The organism is Kribbella sp. NPDC056345, assembly GCF_042262745.1.
GTDB lineage: Bacteria > Actinomycetota > Actinomycetes > Propionibacteriales > Kribbellaceae > Kribbella.
The window spans coordinates 445,349-471,897 of sequence record NZ_JBHJQQ010000006.1 but is presented as its reverse complement, the minus strand read 5'-3'; the positions used below and the strand labels follow the sequence as shown (position 1 = coordinate 471,897).

At 68.2% G+C, this 26,549-nt stretch carries 20 protein-coding genes; 8 read left to right on the top strand and 12 right to left on the bottom strand.

All coding sequences use genetic code 11. The features are described from left to right. The first annotated feature begins 81 nt into the window (after window positions 1-81). Window positions 82-1,848 carry a M1 family metallopeptidase gene (locus ACFCV3_RS24025; RefSeq protein WP_376033268.1) on the top strand — a complete coding sequence of 589 codons (1,767 nt, stop codon included), beginning with the start codon at window positions 82-84 and terminating at the stop codon, window positions 1,846-1,848. 110 nt (window positions 1,849-1,958) lie between these two features. After that, window positions 1,959-2,480, top strand: coding sequence for a TrmH family RNA methyltransferase (locus ACFCV3_RS24020; RefSeq protein ID WP_376033266.1), 522 nt, complete (start codon window positions 1,959-1,961; stop codon window positions 2,478-2,480). On the opposite strand, the gene ACFCV3_RS24015 is transcribed toward ACFCV3_RS24020, so the two are convergent. After that, the gene (locus ACFCV3_RS24015) at window positions 2,425-3,339 is read right to left on the bottom strand and encodes a GNAT family N-acetyltransferase (protein WP_376033265.1); all 915 of its coding nucleotides are present in this window, start codon (window positions 3,337-3,339) and stop codon (window positions 2,425-2,427) included. The genes ACFCV3_RS24020 and ACFCV3_RS24015 overlap by 56 nt on opposite strands. 118 nt (window positions 3,340-3,457) lie before the next feature. Between ACFCV3_RS24015 and ACFCV3_RS24010 the strand changes: the two genes are divergently transcribed. After that, complete coding sequence (locus ACFCV3_RS24010; RefSeq protein WP_376033263.1) at window positions 3,458-4,135, top strand: GntR family transcriptional regulator; 678 nt, start codon at window positions 3,458-3,460, stop codon at window positions 4,133-4,135. Between the two features lie 103 nt (window positions 4,136-4,238). Here the strand turns inward: ACFCV3_RS24010 and ACFCV3_RS24005 are convergent, their stop codons facing one another. From ACFCV3_RS24005 to ACFCV3_RS23970, 8 genes are all read right to left on the bottom strand, one after another. Continuing rightward, on the bottom strand, window positions 4,239-5,990 hold the full coding sequence (locus ACFCV3_RS24005; protein WP_376033262.1) for a gamma-glutamyltransferase family protein: 1,752 nt from the start codon (window positions 5,988-5,990) through the stop codon (window positions 4,239-4,241). Further along, complete coding sequence (locus ACFCV3_RS24000) at window positions 5,990-6,970, bottom strand: ABC transporter ATP-binding protein (RefSeq protein ID WP_376033260.1); 981 nt, start codon at window positions 6,968-6,970, stop codon at window positions 5,990-5,992. Before ACFCV3_RS24000 ends, ACFCV3_RS24005 begins: the two co-directional genes overlap by 1 nt. Next, a complete protein-coding gene (locus ACFCV3_RS23995) occupies window positions 6,970-8,088 on the bottom strand; it encodes an ABC transporter ATP-binding protein (RefSeq protein WP_376033258.1) in 1,119 nt (372 codons plus the stop codon). Before ACFCV3_RS23995 ends, ACFCV3_RS24000 begins: the two co-directional genes overlap by 1 nt. Beyond that, entirely contained in the window at window positions 8,085-8,951 is an 867-nt protein-coding gene (locus tag ACFCV3_RS23990; protein WP_132411343.1) for an ABC transporter permease, read from the bottom strand. The genes ACFCV3_RS23995 and ACFCV3_RS23990 overlap by 4 nt, the downstream gene beginning before the upstream one ends. Then, a complete protein-coding gene (locus ACFCV3_RS23985) occupies window positions 8,948-9,901 on the bottom strand; it encodes an ABC transporter permease (RefSeq protein WP_376033256.1) in 954 nt (317 codons plus the stop codon). Before ACFCV3_RS23985 ends, ACFCV3_RS23990 begins: the two co-directional genes overlap by 4 nt. Further along, the gene (locus ACFCV3_RS23980) at window positions 9,898-11,520 is read right to left on the bottom strand and encodes an ABC transporter substrate-binding protein (protein WP_376033254.1); all 1,623 of its coding nucleotides are present in this window, start codon (window positions 11,518-11,520) and stop codon (window positions 9,898-9,900) included. The genes ACFCV3_RS23985 and ACFCV3_RS23980 overlap by 4 nt, the downstream gene beginning before the upstream one ends. A gap of 100 nt (window positions 11,521-11,620) precedes the next feature. Continuing rightward, the gene (locus tag ACFCV3_RS23975) at window positions 11,621-12,091 is read right to left on the bottom strand and encodes a GNAT family N-acetyltransferase (RefSeq protein ID WP_376033252.1); all 471 of its coding nucleotides are present in this window, start codon (window positions 12,089-12,091) and stop codon (window positions 11,621-11,623) included. Window positions 12,092-12,277: 186 nt separating this feature from the next. Continuing rightward, entirely contained in the window at window positions 12,278-13,510 is a 1,233-nt protein-coding gene (locus tag ACFCV3_RS23970; protein WP_376033251.1) for an aminopeptidase, read from the bottom strand. Window positions 13,511-13,578: 68 nt separating this feature from the next. On the opposite strand from ACFCV3_RS23970, the gene ACFCV3_RS23965 reads away from it, so the two are divergent. Further along, window positions 13,579-14,184: an ArsR/SmtB family transcription factor gene (locus ACFCV3_RS23965; RefSeq protein ID WP_376033249.1), complete on the top strand. Its 606-nt coding sequence runs from the start codon at window positions 13,579-13,581 to the stop codon at window positions 14,182-14,184. A gap of 1,023 nt (window positions 14,185-15,207) precedes the next feature. Here ACFCV3_RS23965 and ACFCV3_RS23960 read toward each other — a convergent pair. The 3 genes from ACFCV3_RS23960 to ACFCV3_RS23950 are packed head-to-tail and all read right to left on the bottom strand — an operon-like array spanning window position 15,208 to window position 21,106. Next, window positions 15,208-16,398: a hypothetical protein gene (locus ACFCV3_RS23960; RefSeq protein WP_376033247.1), complete on the bottom strand. Its 1,191-nt coding sequence runs from the start codon at window positions 16,396-16,398 to the stop codon at window positions 15,208-15,210. Then, a complete protein-coding gene (locus tag ACFCV3_RS23955) occupies window positions 16,395-19,169 on the bottom strand; it encodes a DEAD/DEAH box helicase (RefSeq protein ID WP_376033245.1) in 2,775 nt (924 codons plus the stop codon). The genes ACFCV3_RS23960 and ACFCV3_RS23955 overlap by 4 nt, the downstream gene beginning before the upstream one ends. Before the next feature lie 50 nt (window positions 19,170-19,219). Next, window positions 19,220-21,106, bottom strand: coding sequence for an ABC transporter ATP-binding protein (locus ACFCV3_RS23950; protein ID WP_376033338.1), 1,887 nt, complete (start codon window positions 21,104-21,106; stop codon window positions 19,220-19,222). Window positions 21,107-21,271: 165 nt separating this feature from the next. Here ACFCV3_RS23950 and ACFCV3_RS23945 point away from each other — a divergent pair, with 165 nt between their 5' ends. The 4 genes from ACFCV3_RS23945 (at window position 21,272) to ACFCV3_RS23930 (ending at window position 26,513) form a co-directional block, all read left to right on the top strand. Beyond that, window positions 21,272-22,030 carry a TetR/AcrR family transcriptional regulator gene (locus ACFCV3_RS23945; RefSeq protein WP_376033243.1) on the top strand — a complete coding sequence of 253 codons (759 nt, stop codon included), beginning with the start codon at window positions 21,272-21,274 and terminating at the stop codon, window positions 22,028-22,030. Between the two features lie 42 nt (window positions 22,031-22,072). Beyond that, window positions 22,073-22,672 (top strand): TetR/AcrR family transcriptional regulator, encoded by a 600-nt coding sequence (locus ACFCV3_RS23940; protein WP_376033242.1) that lies wholly within the window; start codon window positions 22,073-22,075, stop codon window positions 22,670-22,672. A 3-nt stretch (window positions 22,673-22,675) separates the two neighbouring features. Then, the gene (locus ACFCV3_RS23935; protein WP_376033240.1) at window positions 22,676-24,409 is read left to right on the top strand and encodes an ABC transporter ATP-binding protein; all 1,734 of its coding nucleotides are present in this window, start codon (window positions 22,676-22,678) and stop codon (window positions 24,407-24,409) included. A 73-nt stretch (window positions 24,410-24,482) separates the two neighbouring features. Then, the gene (locus ACFCV3_RS23930) at window positions 24,483-26,513 is read left to right on the top strand and encodes an ABC transporter ATP-binding protein (RefSeq protein WP_376033238.1); all 2,031 of its coding nucleotides are present in this window, start codon (window positions 24,483-24,485) and stop codon (window positions 26,511-26,513) included. Window positions 26,514-26,549: the final 36 nt, after the last annotated feature.

The following is a 26,549-nucleotide window of genomic DNA, read 5'->3' as shown; positions in this document are numbered from 1 at the left end:
GTGCTGGTGGCTCAGATCGGCCGCCTGAGACACCTCCGCCGTGGGTAATGTTCCCCGGACGCACTCACTCGGGAGCTCTCCGTGACGCACGATCGCCACTCTTACGCCGAACCACTGCTGGTTCGGACCACCCATCTCGAGCTCGATCTCGAGCTGGATTTCACCGCGAAGGTGCTCACCGGCACCGCCACGCACACGCTGGATTGGTCCGGTTCCAGTGACCGGCTGATCCTCGACACGCGTGACCTGACCGTGCTCGCGGTCGAGGGCGAGACGGCCGACGGCTGGGAGCCGCTCGAGTACGGACTCGGGGTGCCGGACAAGGAGCTGGGGTCCGCGCTGACGATCCGGACCGCGCGGCAGGAGCGGGTCCGGGTGAGCTACCGGACGGCACCGACCGCGACCGGGCTGCAGTGGCTGGAGCCGTCGATGACGGCCGGTGGCGTGATGCCGTTCATGTTCAGCCAGTCCCAGGCGATCCACGCGCGCAGCTGGGTGCCGGTGCAGGACACCCCCGGCGTACGGTTCAGTTACTCCGCGCACGTGACCGCTCCGCCCGAGCTGATGGTGCTGATGAGCGCCGACAACGGGACCACCTCCCGCCGTACCGGCTCGTACGACGTGGTGATGCCTGAGCCGATCCCGTCGTACCTGCTGGCGATCGCTGCCGGTGACCTCGTCTTCGAACCTCTCGGTGAGCGCTCCGGCGTCTGGGCCGAGCCGGCGATGGCCGGGCGCGCGGCGCAGGAGTTCGCCGACACCGAAGAGATGATGCGAGTCACCGAGGCACTCTTCGGCCCGTACCGCTGGGGCCGCTACGACATCCTGGTGCTGCCGCCGTCTTTCCCGTACGGCGGGATGGAGAACCCGCGGATGACGTTCGCGACCCCGACCGTCGTGATCGGCGACAAGTCGCTGGTCAGCGTCGTCGCGCACGAACTCGCGCACAGCTGGTCGGGCAACCTGGTCACCCAGGACAGCTGGGACGACATCTGGCTGAACGAGGGCTTCACGGCGTACGTCGAGAACCGGATCGTCGAGGCGGTCTACGGGACCGAGTTCGCGGTGATGGAGACCGCGATCAAGCAGCACGCCACCGTGGTGAAACTCGACCCGCTCACCCCGGCCGAGCTCGCGGTCGAGCTGCCCGGTCTCAATCACCGCTCGGAGTACCACGGCACCACCGCGCTCGGGCCGCTCAAGGGCACCTGGTTCCTGGCGTGGCTGGAGGAGCGGTTCTCGCGGGATGTGTTCGATCCGTTCATCCGCGGGTACTTCGACCGGTTCGCCTTCCGCAGCATCAACTCCGATGACTTCGTCGGCCACCTGCAGGAGCACCTGCTCGACCCGCACCCCGGCGTCGTCACCGACAAGGAACTGTCTGCCTGGCTCCATGAGCCCGGTATCCCCGCCTTCGCCGAGCGCGCCGTCTCCGCCCGCTTCCAGGTCGTCGACGAGGCTCGCACCCAGTGGTTCACCTCCGGCGAGCTCCCGGCCGGCGCCGCGAACTGGACCACCCAGGAGTGGCTCCGCTTCCTCGACGCCGCCCCCGACATGCTCAGCCCCAACCAGCTCCAGCAACTGGACCGAGCCTTCGGCCTCACCGGCACCGCCAACGGCGAGATCGCCCGCCGCTGGTACCAGATCGTCGCCGCCAGCAGCTACGAACCCGCCTACGCCGAACTAGCCGCCTTCCTCACCGAGGTCGGCCGCATGAAACTCGTCCTCCCCGTCTACCGGGCCCTGGCCGGCAGCGACCGAGCCTTCGCCTCCGAAGTCTTCGCCAAAGCCCGCCCCGGCTACCACCCCATCACCACCGCCGCAGTCCAAAAAATCCTTGGCCAGTGAGCTGTCCGGTAATCTGATGTGGTCCTGTTGTACGTCGATGGCTTGGGCGCGCCGCTAAGCGTCTTGCGGATGATGAATTGTGGTTGCGGGAGGGTTGCTCCCGTTCAGGGATGAGCCGGATTCGGGTGCGGAGCCCGAAGGAGTTGCGGGGGCAGCGGCGGCGGCGGGCTCATGGGTGCTGGGATCACTTGGTGGTTGCGGTGTTGTGGCCGATGCACGAGGTGAATCTGGGCACGTTGCTGCGGACGTGTGATGCGGTGGGGGCGTGTTTGGCGGTGCCGCGGTTGCCGTGGGTGCCGGAGGCGCTTGCCCGGGGCAACACGTTGCGGACGCGGTCGTGTGTGCACTGGACCGGGCATGACCCGGTGCGCTGGCTGATCGATCAGAAGAGCCGGCCGGAGACCACGGTGGTCGGGGTCGAGCTGGCTGACGAGGCGGTGCGGCTGGGGGATCTGAAGGCGGCGCGGAACCGGACGATCGCCGTACTGGGGCATGAGCGGACCGGGATCCCACCGGAGGCGGTGGATCAGCTGGATGTTGTGGTGGAGATACCGATGATCGGGACCGGGTCGAGTCTCAATGTTGCGGTGGCGGGCTCGCTGGTGCTGTATCGGCTGGCTGGGCTGTCGTGAGGTCCAGCACGCAGCGGTGGACGGTGTGGGTGGGGACGTAGCCGAGGGCGGCGTTGAGGTGGCGCATGGCGACGTTGGTGTCGACGGTGTCGGTCACCAGACCGCCCAGGTCGGGGAAGGCGCTGCGCACCCAGCGGATCTGCTCGGTCTTGAGGCAGCGGGCGAGGCCGTGGCCGCGGTGGGCGGGGAGGACGGCGGTGCCGTAGTTCTGGGCGTCGCCCTTCCCATCACCCGGTACGACGAGCTCGGTGAACGCGACCACCTCGCCGCTGGCTTCCTCGACCACAGCCACCGTCATCAGGTACTCACCACGCTGCGCAATCAACTCAGCAGCCTGCCGGGTCCTGTCGACATCCCACCGATCAGTCCCGTAGTCGATCGCACCGGTCGGCGCATCATCCATCCCGCGACGGGCGTCGGTAAAGCTCTGCACCAGCTCATCCGGTACGACGCCCTGCCACGTCACCACGCGGTATCCGGCAGGCGGCGAGACTGCCGGTACGTCGGCCGCCAGATCGAGCCGGGCGAAGATCAGCGTCATCCCAACCGTGAACCCGTGGTGCACCAGGAACTCGTACGACGGCGTGTCCGCCCCCACCTCCGCCACGACCACCCGGGCGTTCTGATCGCGGGCAGCGGCGAGAGCGGCGTACAGGAGTTGGCTGCCGGCACCGCGGCGGCGTTCGGCCGGGTGGACGGTGATCTCGAGATCGGCCAGATGCGCCAGCGACTCGCGGCTGTGCAGCCGGAGGAACGCCGAGCCGACCGGGTGGCCGGCGGCGTCCGCGGCCAGCCAGGCGAGCCGGCGGCTGAACGGCCGGAAGTCCGGATCGGTCAGAGGAGTCAGCTTGATGCTCAAACCGGCACCATAACCCCCGAGCGGGCCACGTGCTCTGACACGGTGAATCCGCTACGGTGCTGCGAAGCTGACCGCCGAATCTGACCCGCGGGAAGCGCAGTGGGGAGAGGAGCACGGGGTGCAAGAGCTGGCTGCGGACGCGATCCGGACGATCGGGGCCGACCACATCGCACTGCGCGAGCAGGTACTGGCGGAGCTGCGGCGGCGGATCGTCGACGGCGACTACGCGCAGGGCGAGCGCCTGACCGAGACGCGGCTGGCCGAAGACTTCGGGGTCTCTCGCAACCCGGTTCGCGAGGCGCTGCGGGTGGTCGAGGCCGAGGGCTTCGTGCAGATCCTGCCCCGGCGCGGTGCCGTCGTTGCCACGCTCGACGAGACCGCGGTCCGCGATCTGTTCTCGGTCCGTGAGCAGCTCGAGACGCTCGCCGCGGGCCTGGCCGCCGAGCGTGCCAGCCAGGAGGACATCGCGCGGCTGCGGCAGCTGTGTGACGCCGCCCGGATCGCCACCGAGGCGAAGGACTTCGGCCGGGTCGCCGAGCTGAACAGCGACTTCCACCGCGCCGTGATCGAGGTCAGCGGCAACCGCTGGCTGCACTCGATCTCGGCCGCGATGTACCACCACGTCCACTGGGTCTTCCGCGTCGGCGCCGCCCAACGCGCCCCGCACTCCTCCGAAGAACACGTCCGCCTGGTCGACGCCATCGCCGCCGGCGACGCCCCCGCAGCCACCGCCGCAGCCCGCCTCCACGTAGAAGCCGCCGCCAAGGCAGCTTTCGGCCACCGCCCCACCCCCTAGCGCAATTTCGCTGGCTAGGCAGTCAGCTTGGGGGTTCTACACCCATAACCACGGTGCAGAACCCCTCATTTGAGTGGCTAGGCAGCCAAATGGGGTCGGTCGGTCAGCGGCCGACGGCGTAGCCCTGCATGCCGCGGGGGTTGGCGGCGGCGGACAGGAGTCCGTCGGAGTCTCGCCGTACGGCGCACAGGCGGCCGAGGCTCCACGGATCGGACTCGGTCACCACGTGCCCGCGTCGTACCAGGTCGTCCCGGATCGCGGCGCCCAGCCGGCTCTCCAGCACCAGCCCACCAGGCTCGTTCTCCCGCGGATAGAACGAGGACGGGAACCCGGTCGTGTGCCAGGCCGGAGCATCGATCGCCTCTTGCAGATCCATCCCGCCACCCAGATGCCGCAACAGGAACAACAGCTGCCACTGATCCTGCTGATCCCCACCAGGCGAACCACACGCCACAACGGGCCGCCCGTCCCGCAGGACGAGGGTCGGCGTGAGCGTCGTCCGCGGACGCTTGCCCGGAGCAAGTGACGCCGGCAGCCCTTCCTCCAGCCAGAACATCTGCGCCCGGCTACCCAGACAGAACCCAAGCTCCGGAATCGTCGGCGACGACTGCAACCACCCACCACTCGGCGTCGCCGAGATGATGTTGCCCCACCGATCCACCACATCCACGTGACACGTGTCGCCGCGCGTAACCCCATCGCGCGCAACCGTCGGTTCCCCGACACTCGCATCGGTCAGATGGTTGCCCCGAGCAAGCGATGGCATCCGCGGCGCACGCCCGTCCGGCGACCCCGGCCGCAGCTCGAGCGTCGCCTCGGAACCAACCAGTCGCGCCCGCTCGGCGGCGTACGCGGGGGAGAGCAACGACTTCAGCGGTACGTCGCCATCGCCGTACCAGGCCTCGCGGTCCGCATACGACAGCTTCATCACCTCGACTGTCGTGTGTACCCCCTCGGCGCTGGCCAGGTCGACGTCACCGAGCTCAGCCAGTACGGCGAGCGACTGCAGCAACGCCGGTCCTTGACCCCAGGCGCCGGTCTTCGCCACCGTGTGCCCGTTCCAGTCAAGCGTGGTCGCGTCTTCCCAGCTCGCCTCGAAGGCCGCCAGGTCAGCTCCGGTGATCAGCCCAGCGTGATCCTCGCCGCTGGAGTCCCGATGCGGCAACCGCGAGAACCCGTCGATGGCCTCGGCCACGAACCCTTCCCGCCAGGCCTTCCGCGCCTGCTCGACCTGCGCGACCCGATCCGCCCCAGCCGTCTCACCCTCGACCACGAGCCGTTCCAGCGTGGCGGCGTACGCCTCGTTCCGGAACAACCCGGTCGGAGGGCCGTCCTGCAACCACAGTGCCGCCGACGTCGGCCAGTGTTCCTTGAACAGCTCTTGCACCGTCGCCACAGTCTCGGTCACCCGCGGTACCAGCGGATGCCCGTTGCGTGCGTAGTCGATCGCCGGTTCCAGTACGACGCGCAGCGGCAGCGTCCCGTGATCCCGCAGCAGGAGCAACCACGCATCGACCGCGCCTGGCACAGTGGCGGCCAGCGGCCCCGACCCCGGAACCAGATCGAGCCCCAGCGACCGGTAGTGCTCGATGGTCGCCCCGGCCGGCGCAACGCCCTGACCGCACAACACTCGCGGCGTCGGGTCCTCCGCCGTCGCGACGATCGCCGGTACTTCGCCACCAGGCCCGTTCAGATGCGGCTCCACCACATGCAGCACGAACCCCGCGGTCGCCGCCGCATCGAACGCGTTCCCGCCGAGCTCCAGCATCCGCATCGCCGACTGCGACGCCAGCCAGTGCGTCGACGAGACCATGCCGAACGTGCCGCGCAACGTCGGCCGGGTGGTGAAGGTCATCAAGCCACTCCTTCTGCAGTTCGTACGTCGGGTCCGCTTCCGTCCGCAGCAACCAGGTGACAGGCAACCTGGTGCCCGCCAGATCCGATCACGCGAGCCTCCGGCACAATCGTCCGGCACCGATCGATCGCCACCGGACACCGGGTGTGGAACCGGCAGCCATCCGGCGGATCAATCGCCGACGGCAGGTCGTCGCCCAGCAACACGGGCTTCCGCTGCCGCTGCGCCACCGGATCCGGCACGGGCGCGGCCGACAACAGCGCCTGGGTGTACGGATGCGCCGGCGTACCGAAAATGCGTGCCCGCGGCCCCTGCTCGACCAGCTGCCCCAGATACATCACGGCGACCTCATCGGCGAGGTACTCGACCGCCGACAGGTCATGCGTGATGAACAAACAGGCAAACCCGAGATCCCGCTGCAGATCGGCCAGCAGATTCAGTACGGCGGCCTGCACCGACACATCAAGTGCGCTCGTGGGCTCGTCCGCCACCAACAGCCGTGGCTTCGAGATGAGCGCGCGAGCGATGCTGACCCGCTGGCGCTGTCCACCCGACAACTCGTGCGGTGCGCGCTGGGCGACCTCAGGACGCAGGCCTACTCGCCGCAGCGACTCAGAGACCTGCCCTGCGATGTCTTTCTGTCGCATCAGCCGCAGTGGCTCACCAACGATGTCTCCGACCGACAACCGCGGGTCCAGTGACCCCGCTGGGTCCTGGAACACGATGGAGACGTCCCGCCGGTGCTCGCGCAGTTGGCGCCGACTGAGGTGCGTGATGTCGGCACCGGCGAGCCTGACTGTGCCACCGGTCGGCTCGAGCAGTCTGACGATGCAGCGGCCGACAGTGGACTTCCCAGAGCCGCTCTCACCGACCAGTGCTACGACAGAGCCTTCACGGATCCGCAGAGTCACCCCGTCGACCGCACGGACCGGACCGAAGTGCATGACGAGGTCTTCGACCTCCAGAGCGAGTGCGTTCATCAGACTCCCACCGGGTTCCAGCATGCCAGTCCGTGCTCACTGCGCGTCAGTTGCGGCTGAGACGTCGTACAGGCGTCGACCGCTTGACCGCAGCGGTCAGCGAACGTGCAGGCGTCGGGCTGCACGGACAACGTCGGCACCAGCCCCGGGATCTCATCCAGCCGGTGCGTGTCCGCGTGCCGGCCGGCGGCGGGGGAGGCGCCTAGGAGACCGGTCGTGTACGGATGCTGCGGGTGAGCGAACAGTTCGTGGACCTCGGCCGCCTCGACGACGCGACCGGCGTACATGACCGCGACCCGATCCGCGAGATCGGCCACCACCCCGAGGTCGTGCGTGATCAGCACGATGCTCGTCCCGAGGCGCTCGCGCAGACCCCGCAGTACGTCGAGGATGCCCGCCTGGATGGTCACGTCGAGCGCGGTGGTCGGCTCGTCGGCGATCAGCACCTTCGGATCGCAGGCGACCGCCATTGCAATCATCACGCGCTGACGCATCCCGCCGGACAGCTGATGCGGATAGTCGTCCACGCGGCGCTCGGCCGACGGGATCCCGACCAGCTTCAGCAGCTCGATCGACCTCGCGCGGGCTGCCTGCCGACTTGCTCCCAGGTGCGTGCGGAGCACCTCGCCGATCTGCGAGCCGACCGTGAAGACCGGGTTCAGCGAGGTCATCGGCTCCTGGAAGATGTACGCGATCTCGCGACCCCGGATCGAGCGCAGCGTGCGTTTGTCCGCGCCGATCAGCTCAACCCCGTCGAGCCGGACCGACCCGTCGACCCGCGCCGACCGGGGGAGTAGCCCGGCCAGACTCATCGCGGTCACACTCTTCCCGCACCCGGACTCACCCACGATCGCGAGCACCTCGGACGCGCCGACCTCGAGAGACACCCGGTCGACCGCCGACAGCGAGCCGTCTTCCGTGCGGAAGGAAACGGACAGGTCCCGCACCTCAAGCACACGCCGCCCAGGGCCAGCCGGCATCGGCTCAGCTCCGAGCCGATCAGCCGCGCTCGTCGGCCCACTTCCACGCCGACCGGTCGCCTTGGTCGTCGCGTCGCCTTCGGATCGAGCGGTCGCGTTGGTCGGCGGGTCGCCTTCGGGTCGCGCGGTCGCGTTCATCGGCGGCTCGCTTTCGGGTCGAGGGCGTCGCGCAGGCTGTCGCCGACGATGTTGAACGCCAGCGTCAGCAGCATGATCGCCAGCCCCGGCATCACCGCCGCCCACGGCGCCCGCGCGGCGAACTGCTGCGCATCGGACAGCATCGTGCCGAGGCTCGGCGCGGGCGGCTGGATCCCCAGCCCGAGGAACGACAGCACCGCCTCACCAAGGATCGCGGCCGGAATCGCGACCGTCGCCTGGACGATGATCACCGACGCCGCGTTCGGCAGGATGTGCCGCCCGAGCACCCACGCATCACTCGCGCCCTCGACGATCGCCGCCGCCACGAAGTCCAGCGACTTCAGCCGCAACGTCTCCGACCGGACGATCCGGATCACCCCGGGAATCTGCGCGATCCCGATCGCGATCGCGGCGTTCCCCAGACTCGCACCGCGAATCGCGGCCAGCCCGACCGCGAGGATCAGGAACGGGAACGCCAGCACCAGATCGGTCAGCCGCGAGATCAGCGCGTCGATCGCACGGAAGTACCCCGCCATCAGCCCGAGCGGTACGCCGATCACCAGCGAGGTCGCGACCGCCAGCAGCCCGACATGCAGCGACGCCCGCAGTCCGAACATGATCCGCGAAAGCACATCCCGGCCCAGATCATCGGTCCCGAGCAGATGCCCCGCCGTACCGGGTGGTGCGAAGGCTTGGTCCAGCTGGGTCTGCGTCGGTTCATGCGGTGCGAGCACGTTGGCGAAGACGGCCAGGACGATCGCGAGCACGAGTACCACGAGCCCGGTAATCGCGAGCGGATTGCGCAGGATCCGGCGGGCGATCTTCCGCCGATTGGTACGGATCGGTACGGCGACCGTCGTCATGATTCACCCCGCACCCGGATGCGCGGATCGATGACGGAGTACAGGAGGTCGACGAGCAGATTGATCACGATGTACGCCGTCGCCGTCACCAGCACGACCGCCTGGATCACCGGGTAGTCGCGCTGGAACACGGCATCGACCGTCAACTTCCCGAATCCCGGCAGCGCGAAGATCCGCTCGGTCACCACCGCCCCGGAGATCAGCGCGCCGAGCTGCAGACCGACGATCGTGACGACCACGATCAGGCTGTTCCGCAGTGCATGCCGGCCGATCACCGCGCGCGGAGACAGGCCCTTCGCCTCCGCGGTCCGGATGTAGTCAGCGGACAACGCATCCAGCATCGAGGACCGGGTCTGCCGCATGATCACCGCGGCCAGACCGGTCCCAAGGATCAGCGCAGGCAGAACGAGATGATGCAGGTTGGCCACCGGGTTGGTGAAGAACGGGACGAACCCGGACGCCGGAAAGAGGCCGAGGGCAACGGACAGATAGAGGATCGCCATCAGCCCGAGCCAGAAGTTCGGCACCGACAGACCGAGCAGAGCGAGCGCGTTCGCAGCCCACTCGGCCGGGCGACCACGCCGTACGGCGGCAATCACACCCGCGCCGACGCCGATCAGGCCGGCCACGAGAATCGCCAGTACCGACAACTCGATCGTCACCGGTAACGCGCCCGCGATCATCCCGTTGACCGGCTCACCGGTCCGGATCGACTGACCGAGATCACCTCGGGCCGCATGGCTCACGAACTGCCAGAACTGCACGAGCCACGAATCGTCCAGCCCGTACTGCTCGCGGATCGCCCGCAACGACTCCGGATCCCGATCCTCACCGGCCAACGCGAGCGCCGGATCACCCGGCAGCGCGCGGACCCCGGCGAACACCACGATCGTTGCCAAGATCAACGTCACCGCCGACTGCCACAGCCGGTGGAGAAGGTAGCGGCTCACTTGGCGAACCCAGCGAAGGCGGTCCGGATCACCCCGTCCGGGTAGGTCTGCACACCGAGCAGCTTCTTCGAGACGCCGGTCAGGTTGCGTTGCCGGTACAGGTAGATCAGCGGTTCGTCCTGCTGCAGCTTGGCGACGACCTCGCCGTACAGCTTGATCCGCTGTGCCTTGTCGGTGGACTGGCGCGCGTCGGTGAGCAGCTTGTCGACCTCGGGGCTGCTGTAGCCGGCGACGTTCTGGCTGCCCGTCGTACCGACGAAGTTGAAGATGTTCGCGTCCGGATCGACCCGGCCGGACCACCCGAGCTGGAGGATCTCGAAGTCACCGCGATCCTGCTGATCGAGCAGCGAGGCGTACTCGACCGGCTTGATCACCAGCTCGAAGCCACCGTCCTTCACCATCGCCTGCAGAGCCTGCGCGAGCCGCAGACTGTCGGGGTTGTTCGAAGTGATCATCGAGACCTTGTACGGCGTACTGACGCCGGCCGCGGCGAGCAGTTCCTTCGCCTTGGCCGGGTCATAGGCCGGGCACGCCTGAGCCGCCTCGGAGGTGAACTCGCTCTTGGGTGAGATCGGCGAGCACGCGACCGTGTTGAGCCCGTTGAAGATCGACTTCACCAGCGCCGCGCGATCGATCGACAGATCGAGAGCCTGCCTAACTCGCGGATCCTTCGCGATCGGGGTGTCGAGCTGCTTCAGCGGGTTGCCGACGCCGTTCGCGTTGGCGATGTTGATCGTCACGCCCTGGTAGCCGAGCGACTGCGACTGCAGGACGCTGACCGTGCTGTCCTTCTGCAACGAGGGCGCGTCCTGGCTGGACAGCGAGTCCGCGACCTGTGCGTCACCGGCCTTGAGGTTGGCCGCGCGGATACTCGAGTCGGTGATGATCCGGTACTCGATCGCATCCAGGTGCACCCTGGCAGCGTCGTAGTACAGGGGATCCTTGACGACCTTGATCGAGTTCTGCGCGACCCGGTTGGCGAACTTGAACGGCCCGACACAGGCCGGCGCGGTGGAGAAGTTCGCACCGAGCTTGCTGACCGCAGCCGGACTGAGGACCATGCCGGCCCGGTCGGCGAGCGCAGCGGTCAGCGGGGCGAACGGCTTGGACAGCTTGATCACCACGGTGTTCGGATCGGGCGTCTCGACCGCGCTGATCGGGCCGAGCTCGCTCTTGCGGGCCGAACCCGCCAACGTCAGATGACGCTCGATCGTCGTCTTCACGGCCGCCGAGTCGAAGGTGCCGCCGTCGGCGAACTTCACACCCTGACGCAACGGGATGGTCAGGCTGAGCCCGTCCGGCGCGATCGTCGGCAGCGCGGTCGCGAGCTGCGGGACGACCTTCGCATCCGGACCGAGGTCGTACAGCTTCTCGCACATCGTGTGGAAGACGTACCGCGAGTACAAGCTGCGCGACAGCGTCGGATCGAGCTTGTCGGGATCCGCGGACAGCGCGACCGTCAGCGTCCCGCCGGCCTTCACCTGCGCCGGATCCGCGGGCTCGCCGAAGACATCGCTCTGGCTGTCCGAAGCCGTCGGCCCGTCGCCGGCCGGCTGCACCGGAGAGCAGCCGGCCGCGACGAGCAGAACGGCGGTCGCGAAAACAAGTCGAGGAGTCACCACATGCTCCCTGCGTAGGCGGTTCCCCGACTGTTTCATGTATACAAGCTGCCTGCGCAAGGGATTGGGCGAGTTTCTTTCGAACCTTTTCCAGTTCTGGTCAGCCGTCGACGGGATACGTCAAGGGCCCCGCCGGTACGCCGCGATCACCGAGCGCGAGCGCCATCAGATTCGGCCCGTCGTACTGCGGGTGATGGATCCCGAACCCGGTCGCCTGCCGGAACCCGAACCGCGGGTAGTACTGGTCATGCCCCAGCACCACCACCGCCGGTTCCGCACGCTCCACGCCGAGCGCGAGCGTCGCCCGCACCGCCGCGTCGCCCGCCCCTTGCCGCTGGTACGCCGGCAGCACCGCAACCGGCCCGAGTGACAGCACGGCCGTCGATCCCACGCTGGCGCGGGACAACAGCGCGTAGGCGATCGGCCGTTCGTCGACGGTCGCCACGCACCCGAGGCCGGGAATCCAGGCGTTTGGTTCGGCGCGCAGCGCATCAAGGTAGTCGACCTCGTACTGCCGACCGAACGCCTCGAACGTGATGTCGCGCAGTACCTGCCAGTCGGCAGGCGTCATGACACGGGTGTTCCAAGAAATGGACAACGGAAGGTGCCTCTCAGAGAGAAGGGATGAGTTGAGTGACCGTCTGGCTGTCGCGGCACGCGACAGCGCCGGCTCGCGCGGTCATCAACCCACCTCCTCGATCTCCGAAGTCGGCCCGACCCTAACCGCTGGCTCACGCCCGTTGCCAGCGATTTACCGTCAGCAATCCAGCTGCCAGGTGTCGGCCTTCAGCAGGTCGACCGGACCACCAGGCGTCGTGGCGGTGACGCTCAGCCCCTCGCCGCCCAGTACGACGTCGGTGTGGACGGACGAGTTGTTCAGCCCGCGCGCGTAACGCTCGTCGGCGGTGAGCTCGGTACCGCCGTCGAGAGCGAACGGGAAGCTCTGCCCCCAGGCGATGTGGCTGCCGGCGTTCTCATCGAACAAGGTGTTGTGGAAGACGACATCCGCCTGCGCGACCCGGGACTCCTCGTCGACCAGCGCAACCTCACCCAGACTGCGAGCCCCTTCATCGGTGTCCAGCTCGGCCCGGACCAGTTCCCCTCCGCTCCTGGCTTTCACATCCGTGATCCGCCCGGCCGCGAAGGTGAGCTGCAGGCCCTCCACCAGCTGCCCGGCTATCAGCACCGGCCGGGTCAGTCGAACCACACCGTCCGCGCGGCGCCGGTCCGGGCTGGTGAAGACCTCCTCGGTCGGGATGTTCGGCATGTAGGCGATACCGGCCGGATCGACCACCGACCCACCGGTCCACCGACAACCGTCGATCAATCCGACAGTCAGGTCGGTGCCCTCCCCGACGTACCGGAGCTCGCTGATCTGCAACGCGTCCAGCGCAGCACACCTCGCCGCGAGGGCGCTTGCTCGCTCCCGCCACGCCGCGACCGGATCGGCTTCGTCGAGCCGCATCGCCCGGGCAACCACGTCCCACAGCCGATCGACATCCGGCTCTCCGTACACCTGCGTCGCCCAGCCGGCATTCGGCGCGGCCACAACCGTCCACCGCCACTGCCCACTCATCACCGCCTGCTGCCTGGCGATCCGCTCCCGCACCCGTACGGCGGCAACCCGCGCGGGGTCGATGCCGGCGTACAGGTTCGGGTCCGGCGTACCGACCAATGCGATCGAAGCGATTCCCTCGTCGACCCAGTCCCGGGTGCGTTCCAAGGCCCAGGGCCGGTCGGCCGTCAGCGTCGCGAGGTCGCCGTACACGAGGTCGGAGCGGCGGGTAATGCCGTCTGACCAGAGCACTTCAACCCAGCTAGCCCCGGCCACGTAGGCGCGCTCGACCACCACCCGGGCCACCTCGGCCTGGGCAAGATCGGCGTTGACGACCACCCCTTGCCCAGGTTGCACGTTCACCCCGACCTGCACGACCAGATCGGCGAATCGCTCCAGCAGTTCGTCCTTCATCCCAGCCCCTTGATCAGCCATTCACGGTATCGTGAACATTGACAGATGTGTGAACATCACACAAGACACGTCGACGGAGGAGCCTGACGATGCAGAGTCCCGACGACCCGCGGCCGGTGCGGGTGATCACCGACGTCGAGACGATGCGCGCACTCTCGGATCCGACCCGAGTCGCGATCCTGCGCCTGCTGATGAGCGGCCAGCGGTCCGCCCCGCCGGTCCTGTCGGCCAAGGAGATCGCGACAGCACTCGACGAACCCCAGACCAAGCTCTACCGCCACCTCAAACAACTCGAGGCGGTCAACTTGATCGAGGTCGCCGAGACCCGGCTGGTCTCCGGCATCCAGGAACAGCGCTACCGAACCGCCCAACTCGACTTCACCATCAGCCGCGACCTCGTCACCGACGAAGGCCCGTTCGCCGACACGCTCACCGCAGTCTTCACCGAGTTCCGCACCGAACTCATCACAAACCTCAGCGCAGGCCGAGTCCCCCTTGGCTCCGCCGCAGAGGAACCACTCGGCCTAATGGTCACCCGCGGAATGGTCACCAGAGTGAGCCCAGCCCGCGCCGCCGAATTCCGCCGCCGCCTGGTAGCCCTCCAAACCGAGTTCGACACCCTGGAAGACGATTCCCCCGACGGCATCCCCATCCACCTCCTCCTCACCTGGTACGCCATCACCACCCCCGACTAACCCACCCCGCCGGCCGCCCGAAGGCCCCACCAAACGCCCACCCCGCCCCCCCCGCACGACCTCTCCCCGCGAATCCCCCCTCCGCGAGTGAACCCACCGTGCGACTGCGATCGAGGGGAAGCAGCGTGCTGCTGGCGAACGTTTGCCGACGGCACGGTCCGCACACTCGATGACTCCGCGCACACTGAACCCACTCGCGGCACCCTGTCCAGGCGCTCGCTGCGATTTGCCTGGCTGGCCACTCAGATCATGGGTTCTGTACTCATTATCACGGTGCGGAACCCCCAATCAGGGTGCCTAGGCAGCCAAATGACGTTGAAGCAGGCAGCGGAGATGCATCCCGTGCGGGCGCGAGTGAATCCACCGTGCTCCCCGCGAGTGAACCCATCGGGCGGCTGCTGGGCGAGTGGGCGGAGCGTCGCCGGGCAGCGCGTCTACAGCATGGTCGGCAGATTCGAGGGTTGCGCGCAGGGCTGAGGCCAGTCGCGGCATGGGTTGGGTCGGTGTCGCGAGTGGGCCAGCGTGCAGGGCGAGTGAACCCGCTCTGCTCCCGCGAGTGAATCCACCGTGCGTTTGGGAACGGGGCTCACTGGGCGGTTGGGGAGTGAAGGTGCGGAGTGGGGTGTTGGGGGAGCGGCTGTTGGTGGCGCGGTGATTCTAGTGGGGCCGGCTGCGCGGTGGGGGGCGGTCGCGAGTGGCTGCAGAGTGGGTTCAGTCGCGGCGAGGGGAGGGGGCGCGGCGGGATATGCAGTGGCGAGAAGGGGTGTCGCGCCTAGCGCGGGTGCGCAGGCGGATATGGGTGGGGACGGGGCGGGGAAGGGGCGCGCTTGGCGCGGTGCGGGGGATATGGCTGGTGACGGGGGCGGGGAGGGGTCGCGCCTGGCCCGGGTGCGGGAGGCACCGGAGGCTGGCGGTGGGGCTCATGGGATTGAGTTGCAATAGGGCTTGTACAAGAAGTCTTGTCTAATCGCTGGGGCGGCGCGTTGTCTGGGAGGGAAAGCAAAGGCAGCCCAGGGGGCCGGGTCACCAGTCGGTGGTTAGGGCTATGAGGGGGTCGGGGGAGGCGGGGGCGGCTGGGGTCCAGGTGTTTTCGATGAGGCGGTAGGCGTGCCAGTTGCCTTGCCGGTCCAGGCGCAGTTGGGTGTCGGGCTGGATTGTCAGGCGGTTGCCGGTGACGGCGATGTTCTCGATCTCTTCCAGCACGAGATCGGTCCGGGCTCTGGCCAGCTCCGCGGGGGTCGGTTCCCAGGGGTGTTCGAGTACGTCGAGGCCGGCGACACCGCCGTACCGCCAGGCCTGGACGCCCGTGCCGAGGTCGGCTGGTCGCCCGGTCGCAGCGGCAAGGGGTGGGAGCAGCTCGGGGAAGTCGGCTGCGAGGCGTACGGCGTCCTGCCACTCGTCGAGGGGTTGTGGCTCCGGCGTTCCGTTCAGCAGTGCGATGAGCAATGCGCGCGCCCGACGGGAGGCGTCCAGTACGAGCAGTGGCAGTACGCCGGCCGTCAGCCCCGGCGGCGGTTCGATCCCGCTGACGGCCAGGTCCTCGACCAGCACCTTCCGTGGCACTGACGGAAGCTCGGGCAGTGCGCCACCCTCAACAGGGCTAACCCTCGACCCGGCTCCGACCTCACCCTCAACTTCAGCCTGAGCCTCCGGACCGGCCGAGCGAGCGACCAGCTGATCAAGGAGCAGCTCGCGTGACCGCCCCCGAAGATGCAGCAGGACGAACGGATCGGAGTCGAGCAACCAAGCAACCTGGTACGCCAACCCGGCAGCGTGCTGGCACGGCAGTTCCCACTCGTCGCAGGTGCAGCTCGGGTCGAGGTCGCCGATACCGGGCAGCAACGCGATCCCGACGGCCTCCGCCGCCTCGACCAAGTCGTGCGGCATCTCGCCGTCGAGCAGCGCCGCGATGTGACCGGCCCTCGCCGCGATCTGCTCCAGGAACTGCTCCCACTCGCCAGAGCTCAGCTCATCCACCCGGACGACGACCTCGTAGGTGTCGTCGGGGGAGTAGACGGTCGCCCCGATCCGCCCCGGGCTGATCGTGATCGTCCCGACGTGCCCGGAGTTCGCGTACCGGCGGCCCTTTCGGAGCTGCATCGTGTCCAGCGACGTGTCCTCCAAAGCCTGGACCCATGCCCGCGCCCACCACGAACGCCCGCGCGTACTCCGCCGCTGCGCCGGGAAGGCCGGATAACCCTGTGCCGTGCTCATCGCAGACCTCCCCGCAGCTCGACGAGATCGGCGAGCTCGGTGTCCGAGAGCTCGGTGAGCGCCGCCTCGCCGCCGGCCAGGACCGCGTCGGCCAGCTCTCGTTTGGCGGCGAGCATGGCCGCGATCCGGTCCTCGATGGTGCCTTCGGCAATGAGGCGGTGCACCTGCACCGGCTTGGTCTGGCCGATCCGGTACGCCCGGTCGGTCGCCTGATCCTCGACGGCCGGATTCCACCAGCGGTCGTAGTGCACGACATGATCGGCCCGCGTCAGGTTGAGCCCTGTCCCGGCCGCCTTCAAGGACAGCAGGAACACCGGTACGTCGCCGGCCTGGAACCGCTCGACCATCTCCTCACGCTTCCGCACCGGTGTCCCGCCGTGCAGCAGCTGGGTGGCGATGCCGCGCCCGGCGAGGTGGCGCTCGAGCAGGCGCGCCATCGCGACGTACTGGGTGAAGACGAGGACGGCTCCGTCCTCCGCGACGATTGTCTCGAGTAGTTCGTCGAGCAGTTCGAGCTTGCCGGAACGTCCGGTCAGTCGCGCGTCCTCGCCCTCCTTCAGATACTGAGCCGGGTGGTTGCAGATCTGCTTGAGGCCGGTCAGCAGCTTCACGATCGCGCCGCGGCGTGCCATCTGGTCGCTGGCCGCGATCGCCGCCATCAGTTCGCGCACGGTTGCCTCGTAGAGGACGGCCTGCTCCCGCGTCAGGGAAACGGTCTGATCCGTCTCGGTCTTCGGTGGCAGCTCGGGCGCGATCCCCGGGTCGGACTTCTTCCGCCGGAGCAGGAACGGCCGGACGAGCTTGGCCAGCCGATCCGCGACCTCCTCGTCCTTGTCCGCCTCGATCGGCGTCGCCCATTGCGTCCGGAAGGTGCTCAGCCGCCCGAGCAGCCCGGGCGTCGTCCAGTCGAGGATCGCCCAGAGCTCGGACAGATTGTTCTCGACCGGTGTTCCGGTGAGAGCGACACGCGCCTGCGACGGGACAGTCCGCAGCGCCTTCGCCGTCCCGGACGACGGGTTCTTCACATGCTGCGCTTCGTCAGCGACCACCAGACCCCAGCGATGCGCCCCCAGTCGGGCAGCGTCGCGCCGCAAAGTCCCGTACGTCGTCAGCACGAACCCGTCCTCGGCTCCTTCGAGTGATCGCGCCGACCCGTGGAAACGCCGCACCGCAGTCCCGGGAGCGAACCGATTGACCTCGCGCTCCCAGTTCCCAAGGAGCGATGCCGGGCAGACGACGAGGGTCGGACCGGCGGTCCCAGCGGACTCCTGGCGATGCAGGTGCAGTGAGATCAGCGTGATCGTCTTGCCGAGGCCCATGTCGTCGGCGAGGCAGCCGCCGAGGCCGAGGGACGTCATCCGCGCGAGCCAGCGCAGACCGCGCAGCTGGTAATCGCGCAGCGTTGCCTGCAACCCGGCCGGTACGTCGATGAGCTCGTCGGCGCGCTCGGGATCCGCGATCCGGGTCCGCAGCTCGGACAGCCAGGCGGTGGGTTCGACCTTGATCTGCCGGCCGTCCACCTCGGTGGTGCCGGTGAGTGCGGCGCTGAGCGCATCGATCGGAGTGACCGGTTTGAGAATCCGCTCCCGAGCCTTGCGGGCCAGCTCGGGGTCGATGAGCATCCACTGGTCACGCAGCCGGACCACGGGCCGGGTCGCCTCGGCGAGCTTGTCGAGCTCGTCTTCGGTCAGCGGATCGTCGCCCAGGGCAACCTGCCACCGGAAGTCCAGCGTCGCGTCGCCACCGAAGAAGCTCGGCAGGTCACTCGGCCGGCGCTCCGGAGCGGTGATCGCGGCCCGTGCCTTGAGGTCGCGCCCGAGACTGCGCGGCCAGTGCAGGTCGATCCCGGCGGCAGCCAACCGCTGCCCGGAGCCGGCCAGCAGATCCGCGACCTCTTCGTCGGCCAGCTCGAGTTGATCCGGTACGGCGGTGTCCAGCAGCCGTGTCAGCGGCAACCAGACTCGCCCGGCCCGCCGGATCGCCAGGGTCGCGTCGATCCGTGCCCGCGGCCCGAACCCGGGCACCTCGGTCGCCCAGACGTCGTCCGCATCACGCACCAGCGTCGGATCCTTCAAGCTGTGCAGCTGCACGACGGCGTGGAAGGCCTGCGACTCTGACATCTCGATCCGCAGCGAGACCCGCACACCGCTGTCGAGCCCGACCGACACTTCATCGGCCCAGCGCCGCAGACCTTCGGCGCGCTGCGGCGCCTTCGCCGCGAACAGACCGCCGCCCTGCGCCTTCGCGGCGGCGGGGGAGCGTGGCATCCCATCCGCCACTGCATCCCAGAACGCCCGCACCAGCCCTTCGGCCGCGAGGTCGCCGGGGAGCTCGGTCAGTGGCATCGCCTCGGCGAGCGCGACCAGGCGGGTCACGTCAGCCGGCTCCAGCGGTCCCATCCGCCACGCGTCGTACCCGTCGGGGGAGACCCCCGGCAACAGCTTGCCTCGGGCAACCAACTGCAACGCAGCCACGGCGGCCGAACCCCAGAACGCCGCGGAGGGATGGGCACCCGGCTCCCGCCGCATCCGTCCGAGCATCGGTACGGCGTCCGCCACCCGCACGCTGATCCCGCGCACCGAGCGGACATCCGACCCGGCGACCGTGCCCGTGCTAGCCGCCCCGCCCGGCCCGACTCGCACGTCGAGCTGGACTTGTTCGCCGACCCCGAGTGGCAGCTCACCACCCTCGGGGTCCCAGAACACCACCCGCCCGTCCCGCGGTGGATCCGCAGGCTCGAACCCGACCGCACACCCCGACAGACCAGACAACCGCACTCCCAACAGTCCTGACCGACCTCGACCCCGTCACCGCAGCTACGTCAGACCGTGAGCACCTCCGCGTCGGTCGGCCCGGCGCCGGGCTGCTCGAACTGTGTGCGGTAAAGCTCTTCGTACCGACCACCGGCCGCGAGCAGGCTCGTGTGTGTGCCCTGCTCGACGATGCGGCCGTCCTCGATCACGAGGATCTGGTCGGCGGCGCGGATGGTCGACAGGCGGTGCGCGATGACGACCGCCGTCCGGCCGGCGAGCGCCTCGGTCAGCGCGGCCTGCACGGCCGCCTCGTTGGTGGAGTCCAGCGCGGCGGTGGCCTCGTCGAGGATGACGACCCGCGGCTGAGCCAGCAGGAGTCGCGCGATCGTCAGCCGCTGCCGCTCACCACCGGACAGTCGGTAGCCGCGCTCGCCCACCACAGTGTCGAGGCCGTCAGGCACCGACCGGATCAGATCCTCGAGCCGGGCCCGCCGCAGCGAATCCCACAGCTCGTCCTCGGTCGCCTCGGGTCGTGCGAGCAGCAGGTTCTCCCGGATGGAGTCGTGGAACAGGTGGCCGTCCTGGGTGACCATGCCGAGCGTCTCCCGCAACGACTCGGCCGACACATCCCGTACGTCGACGCCCGCGAGCTGCACCGAGCCCGAGTCCACGTCGTACAGGCGGGGGATGAGCTGGGCGATCGTCGATTTGCCGGCTCCGGAGGAACCGACCAGCGCGACCATCTGGCCAGCCTCGGCCCGGAACGTCATGTCGTGCAGGACCTCGACCCCGCCGCGCGTGTCGAGCTTTGCGACCTCCTCCAGGGAGGCGAGCGAGACCTTGTCGGCGGACGGGTAGGCGAAGTGCACGTTCTTGAACTCGACCGAGACCGGGCCCTCCGGGACCTTGCCGGCGCCAGGCTTGTCCTGGATGAGCGGTTTGAGGTCGAGCACCTCGAAGACTCGCTCGAAGCTGACCAGTGCGGTCATCACCTCGAGGCGCGCGCTCGCCAGCGCGGTGAGCGGCGCGTAGAGGCGGGTGAGCAGGAGCGCCATCGAAACCACAGCGCCGGCGTCGAGCTGGTTACGCAATGCGTAGAAGCCGCCTAGCCCGTAGACGACGGCCAGCGCCAGCGCCGACACCAGCGTCAGCGAGGTGACGAAGATCCACTGCACCATCGCGGTCCGGACGCCGATGTCGCGCACCCGGCGAGCTCGCGACGCGAACTCGGCCGACTCCCGCGCCGGTCGCCCGAACAGCTTCACAAGCGTGGCGCCAGGGGCCGAGAACCGCTCGGTCATCTGGGTGCTCATGGTCGCGTTGTAGTTGGCCGCCTCGCGCTCGAGTGCGGCCAGCCGGCTCCCGACCCGCCGGGCCGGGATCACGAAGATCGGCAGGATGATCAGGGCGAGGAGCGTGATCTGCCAGGAGACGCGCAGCATCACGACCAGGGTCAGCGCCAGCATCACCAGGTTGCTCACCACTCCGGAGAGCGTGTCGCTGAAGGCGCGCTGCGCGCCGATGACGTCGTTGTTCAGCCGGGAAACGAGAGCACCCGTCCGGGTGCGGGTGAAGAACGCGATCGGCATCTTCTGGATGTGGTCGAAGACCGCGGTCCGCAGGTCGAGGATCAGCCCTTCGCCGATCCGCGATGACAGCCACCGGGTGAGCATGCTGATGCCGGCCTCCGCGACGGCGATCACCGCGATCAGCACGGCAAGGCGCAGTACGGTCTCGAAGGGCTTGTTGCCGACGATGGCGTTGACGACGCGGCCCGCCAGCACCGGGGTGGCCACGGCCAGCACCGCGGCGCCGACGCTCAGCACGAGGAACGAGATCAGTTGCCGTTTGTGCGGGCGCGCGAACGCGAGGATCCGCAGCAGGGTGGCCTTCGAGAACGGGCGTCTGTCGTCTGAGGCGTGCATTGCGTGGTACAGCGAGTTCCACGCAGTCATTTCCATACTCACAGCGGGCTCCACGGCGTCGGTCGATCGGTGAGTCGATGATTCCTTATCTCACCGACAGTTTCCGACCGTAAGACCTCAATGAAACTTGAGGTCAAGCGACGATCGAACTGGGTACAGTGTACGGAGAATATCCGTTCCGGCAGAATCGCGCACATGACCCAGGAGTACAGCGGCAGCGGAGACCCGGCCAAGAGCCTCGAACTGCTCTGGCGCAAACGGCCGCAGCCCACCCGCGGCCCCAAGCCGGCGCTGACCGTCGAGGGCATCGTCGAGGCTGCCCTCCGGGTCGCCGACGCGGAGGGGATCGGCGCGATGTCGATGCGCCGGGTCGCCGATGAGCTCGGTGCCGGCGCGATGACGCTGTACCGCTACGTCCCCGGCAAGGGTGAGCTCCTCGACGTCATGCTCGACACCGTGTACGGCGAGTTGCCGAAGCGCGTCGTACCGGGGGACTGGCGAGCCAAGCTCGACGAGGTGGCTCGGGAGAACCGCGAGCTCTACCTGAAGCACCCGTGGATGCTGCACGTGGCCGTCAGTCGTCCGCCGCTGGGTCCGCAGGTGATGGCGAAGTACGAGTACGAGCTGGCCGCGGTCGAGGGGATCGGGCTGACCGATGTCGAGATGGATGCGACGGTCGCCCTGGTCAACGGCTACGTCCACGGCGCGGTCCGGGCGGCCGTGGAGGCTCGGCAGGTCATTCAGCACTCGGGGATGACCGACAAGCAGTGGTGGCTGGCTCACGTGCCCCATCTGGACCGGATCGCCGATATCGAGAGCTTCCCGCTGTCGACGCGGGTCGGTACGACGGTGGGGGAGGAATTCGATGCGCCGTACGACTCCGATCACGCCTTCGAGTACGGACTCGGGCGGCTGCTGGACGGGGTTGCTGCACTCGTGAAGGATCGCCGGTAAATACAGTTGTGAGTGAGTACTCACTCAGTTAGTGTCGGTCGGGTGACACCACGAGCCACACCACTCCCGCCGGACGAACGGCGCGCCGCGATCATCGCGGCCGCGCTGCCGTTGCTCGAACAGTTCGGGTCGGATGTGAGCACCAAGCAGATCGCCGAGGCGGCGGGGATCGCCGAGGGGACGATCTTCCGGGCCTTCGGCAGCAAGGAGTCGCTGATCGACGCGGCGATGGCCAAGGCGTTCGACAGCAGCGGCCTGCTGGAGGAGCTGCTGGCCGTCGACCCGGCGCTGCCGCTGCGGGAGCGGATGATCGCCGCGGTCGAGGTCGGCCAGCGGCGGCTGCGTGGGGTGTTCCGGCTGATGTTCGCGATGCGGATCGCCCGGCCGCCGGACCCGAAGCTGCAGACGCCGATGGACGAGGCGCGGCGCAAGCGGCAGTCCGATCTGGTGAACGCGGCCTTCGCCGACCTGCTGCGCCCGGATGCGGACCAGCTGCGTTTCTCGCCGGAGGAGGTAGTGCGCCGGTTGCACATGATCACCTTCTCGGCGACCCACCCAATGATTTCCGGTGGCCAGGTGCTGACCGCCGAGGAGATCGTCGACTTCGCACTCGACGGTGTCCGCACACCACTCAGGGGATGATCGATGCTAGTTCGACTCTTGCGTACGCACCTGCGTCCGTACGCGGGATACCTGACCCTGGTGGTCGTCCTGCAACTGGTCGGGACGATCGCCTCCCTCTACCTTCCCAGTCTCAACGCCGACATCATCGACAACGGCGTGGCCAAGGGCGACACCGGTTACATCATGAGCACCGGCGGCTGGATGCTCGGCGTCAGCCTGGTCCAGATTCTCTGCACGGTCGTCGCGGTGTACTACGGCGCCAAGACGGCCGCCCTGTTCGGGCGCGACGTGCGGGCCGCGGTCTTCCACCGGGTCGGCGAGTTCTCCGCCCGTGAGGTGAACCAGTTCGGCGCGCCGACACTGATCTCGCGCAGCACGAACGACGTCACCCAGGTGCAGATGCTCGTCGTCACCACCTGCACGATGCTGGTCGCCGCACCGATCACGATGGTCGGTGGACTGTTCATGGCCATCCGCGAGGAGGCCGGTCTGGCCTGGCTGGTCGCTGTCGCGGTGCCGCTGCTGGCCGCGTCGATCGGACTGATCGCGGGCCGGATGGTGCCGCAGTTCCAGCGGATGCAGAAGTACGTCGACGGTGTGAACCGGGTGCTGCGTGAGCAGATCACCGGTATCCGGGTGGTCCGGGCGTTCGTCCGCGAACCGCACGAGACCAAGCGCTTCGCCACTGCCAATGCGGATCTGACCGACTCCGCGACGCGGGCCGGCCGGCTGATGGCCCTGGTCTTCCCGGTGGTGATGCTGATCCTGAACGTGTCGAGCATCGCGGTGCTGTGGTTCGGCGCCTCCCGCGTCGAGAGCGGTGCGATGGAGGTCGGCGAGCTGACGGCCTTCCTGAGCTATCTGATCCAGATCTTGTTCTCGGTGATGATGGCGACCTTCGTGATGATCATGGTCCCGCGGGCCGCGGTCTGCGCGGACCGGATCAGCGAGGTACTGAAAACCGACTCGTCGGTGCGGCCGCCGGCCACGCCGATCAAGTCCTTCACCGGACGCGGCCAGCTGAGTCTCGAGCACGCTTCGTTCAAGTTCCCGGGCGCTGCCGAGCCGGTCCTGCGCGACATCAGTTTCGTGGCGTCGCCGGGGCAGACGACCGCGATCATCGGGAGCACCGGCGCCGGTAAGACGACGCTGCTCTCGCTGGTACCGCGGTTGATGGATGCCACCGAAGGCCGGGTGCTGGTCGACGGGATCGACGTACGGGAGATCGAGCCGGAGGCGCTGTGGGAGCGCATCGGTCTGGTTCCCCAGCGTCCGTACCTGTTCTCCGGGACCGTCGCGAGCAACCTGCGCTACGGCAATCCGGAGGCGACCGACGAGGAGCTGTGGACCGCGCTGGAGATTGCCCAGGGCAAGGATTTCGTCGAGGCGATGCCGGAGGGACTGGAGTCTCCGATCTCCCAGGGTGGCACGAACGTGTCCGGCGGTCAGCGGCAGCGGCTGGCGATCGCGCGGGCGCTGGTCCGCAAACCCGAGATCTATCTGTTCGACGACTCGTTCTCGGCACTCGACCTGTCCACCGATGCCCGGCTGCGGTCGGCGCTACGCCCGGTGACGCGCGAGGCGTGTGTGGTGATCGTGGCGCAACGCGTCTCCACGATCATCGACGCCGACCAGATCATCGTGATCGAGGACGGCGCGATCGTCGGCAAGGGCCGGCATGACGAGCTGCTCGAGAACTGCCCGACGTACGTCGAGATCGTCGAGTCCCAGCGTTCTGCGGAGGAGGCCGCGTGAAGGAGCGAAGCGAGTTCACCATTCAATACAGCGAGCTCCGCTCATTGGCGCCCGCAGCGAAGCGAGGACGACGATGAGTGAGGAAGTGGCTGCTCCTGAGGGCGAGCAGACAGTGAAGGCGACCGACCGGCCGAACACGGGCCGGGCGTTCGGGCCTCCGGGTGGTATCCCGGGGGACAAGTCGATGAACTTCGGTCCGTCGGCCAAGCGGTTGCTGAAGCGGCTGCGGCCGCACCGCGTGAAGGTGTCGGGCGTCGTCGTACTGGCGATCTTCAGTGTCGGCCTGTCGGTGCTGGGGCCGAAGATCCTCGGTCGTGCGACCGACATCATCTTCGCCGGCTACATCGGCAAGAAGTTCCCGGGTGAACTGACCAAGCAGCAGGTCATCGAGCAGACCCGCGCCTCCGGCAACGGCCGGCTCGCCGACCTCCTGCAAGGCGTCGACCTGATCCCCGGGATGGGGATCGACTTCGATGCCCTGCGGAACGTCCTGATGCTGGTGTTCGCCCTGTACGTCGGTGCCTTCTTCCTGTCCTGGATGCAGGGCTACATCCTGAACGGCGTCGTCCAGCGGACCGTGTACGACCTGCGCTCCGAGGTCGAGGACAAGCTGAACCGGCTGCCGCTCCGGTACTTCGACGGTGCGCCGCGGGGTGAGCTGCTGAGCCGGGTCACCAACGACATCGACAACATCTCGACCAGCCTGCAGCAGACGCTGAGCCAGTTGCTCACCTCGCTGCTGACGGTGATCGGCGTACTGACCATGATGTTCGTGGTCTCGCCGTTGCTGGCGCTGATCGCGCTGGTGTCGATCCCGATCTCGATGATCGTCACCGCGGTGATCGCGAAGCGGTCGCAGGCGAAGTTCGTCGCCCAGTGGCGGCACACCGGCGCGCTGAACGGCCAGATCGAGGAGGCGTTCACCGGGCACGAGCTGGTGAAGGTCTTCGGCCGGCAGAAGGAGATCGAGGCGTCGTTCGCGAAGAAGAACGACGAGCTGTACCAGGCCGCGTTCGGGGCCCAGTTCATCTCCGGGCTGATCATGCCGCTGATGATGTTCGTCGGGAACCTGAACTACGTGGTGATTGCGGTCGTCGGTGGCCTGCGGGTCGCCTCTGGGCAGCTGTCGCTGGGTGACGTCCAGGCGTTCATCCAGTACTCACGCCAGTTCACCCAGCCGCTCACCCAGGTCGCCTCGATGGCGAACCTGCTGCAGTCCGGTGTGGCCTCGGCCGAGCGGGTCTTCGAGGTCCTCGATGCCGAGGAGCAGGTGCCGGAGGACGCGACCCCGGAGACTGTCACGCAGGCGCGGGGGCGGGTCGAGTTCGAGCACGTCTCGTTCTCGTACAACCCGGACAAGCCGTTGATCACCGACCTGAGCCTGGTCGCCGAGCCCGGGATGACGGTCGCGATCGTCGGCCCGACCGGCGCCGGCAAGACCACCCTGGTCAACCTGATCATGCGCTTCTACGAGCTGAACGGCGGCCGGATCACGCTCGACGGTGTGGACATCACCGAGCTGACCCGGCACGACCTGCGCTCGCGGATCGGCATGGTCCTGCAGGACACCTGGCTGTTCGGCGGCACGATCCGCGACAACATCCTCTACGGCAACCTGAACGCTACCGAGGAAGACATGCTGGCCGCGGCCAAGGCGACGTACGTCGATCGCTTCGTGCACAGCCTGCCCGACGGCTACGACACGGTCATCGACGAGGAAGGCAGCAACGTCAGCGCCGGTGAGAAGCAGCTCCTCACCATCGCCCGGGCGTTCCTGGCCGATCCTCAGCTGCTGATCCTGGACGAGGCCACGAGTTCGGTCGACACCCGCACGGAAGTCCTGGTCCAACGCGCCATGGCCGCGCTCAGGTCCGACCGCACCAGCTTCGTCATCGCCCACCGCCTCTCCACCATCCGGGATGCCAACCTGATCCTGGTGATGGAGAACGGCGCCATCGTCGAACAAGGCAACCACCGCGAGCTCCTGGCCATCGACGGCGCCTACGCCCGCCTCTACAACGCCCAGTTCAGCGGCGCGGTAGCCGACATCGACGCCGAACCAGTGCCCGCCGGCCCAGCCGGAGCCCCGGTCCTCCGCAGCTGAAGTGCTTCGCCGTTCATGACTAACCGGAGTCATGAA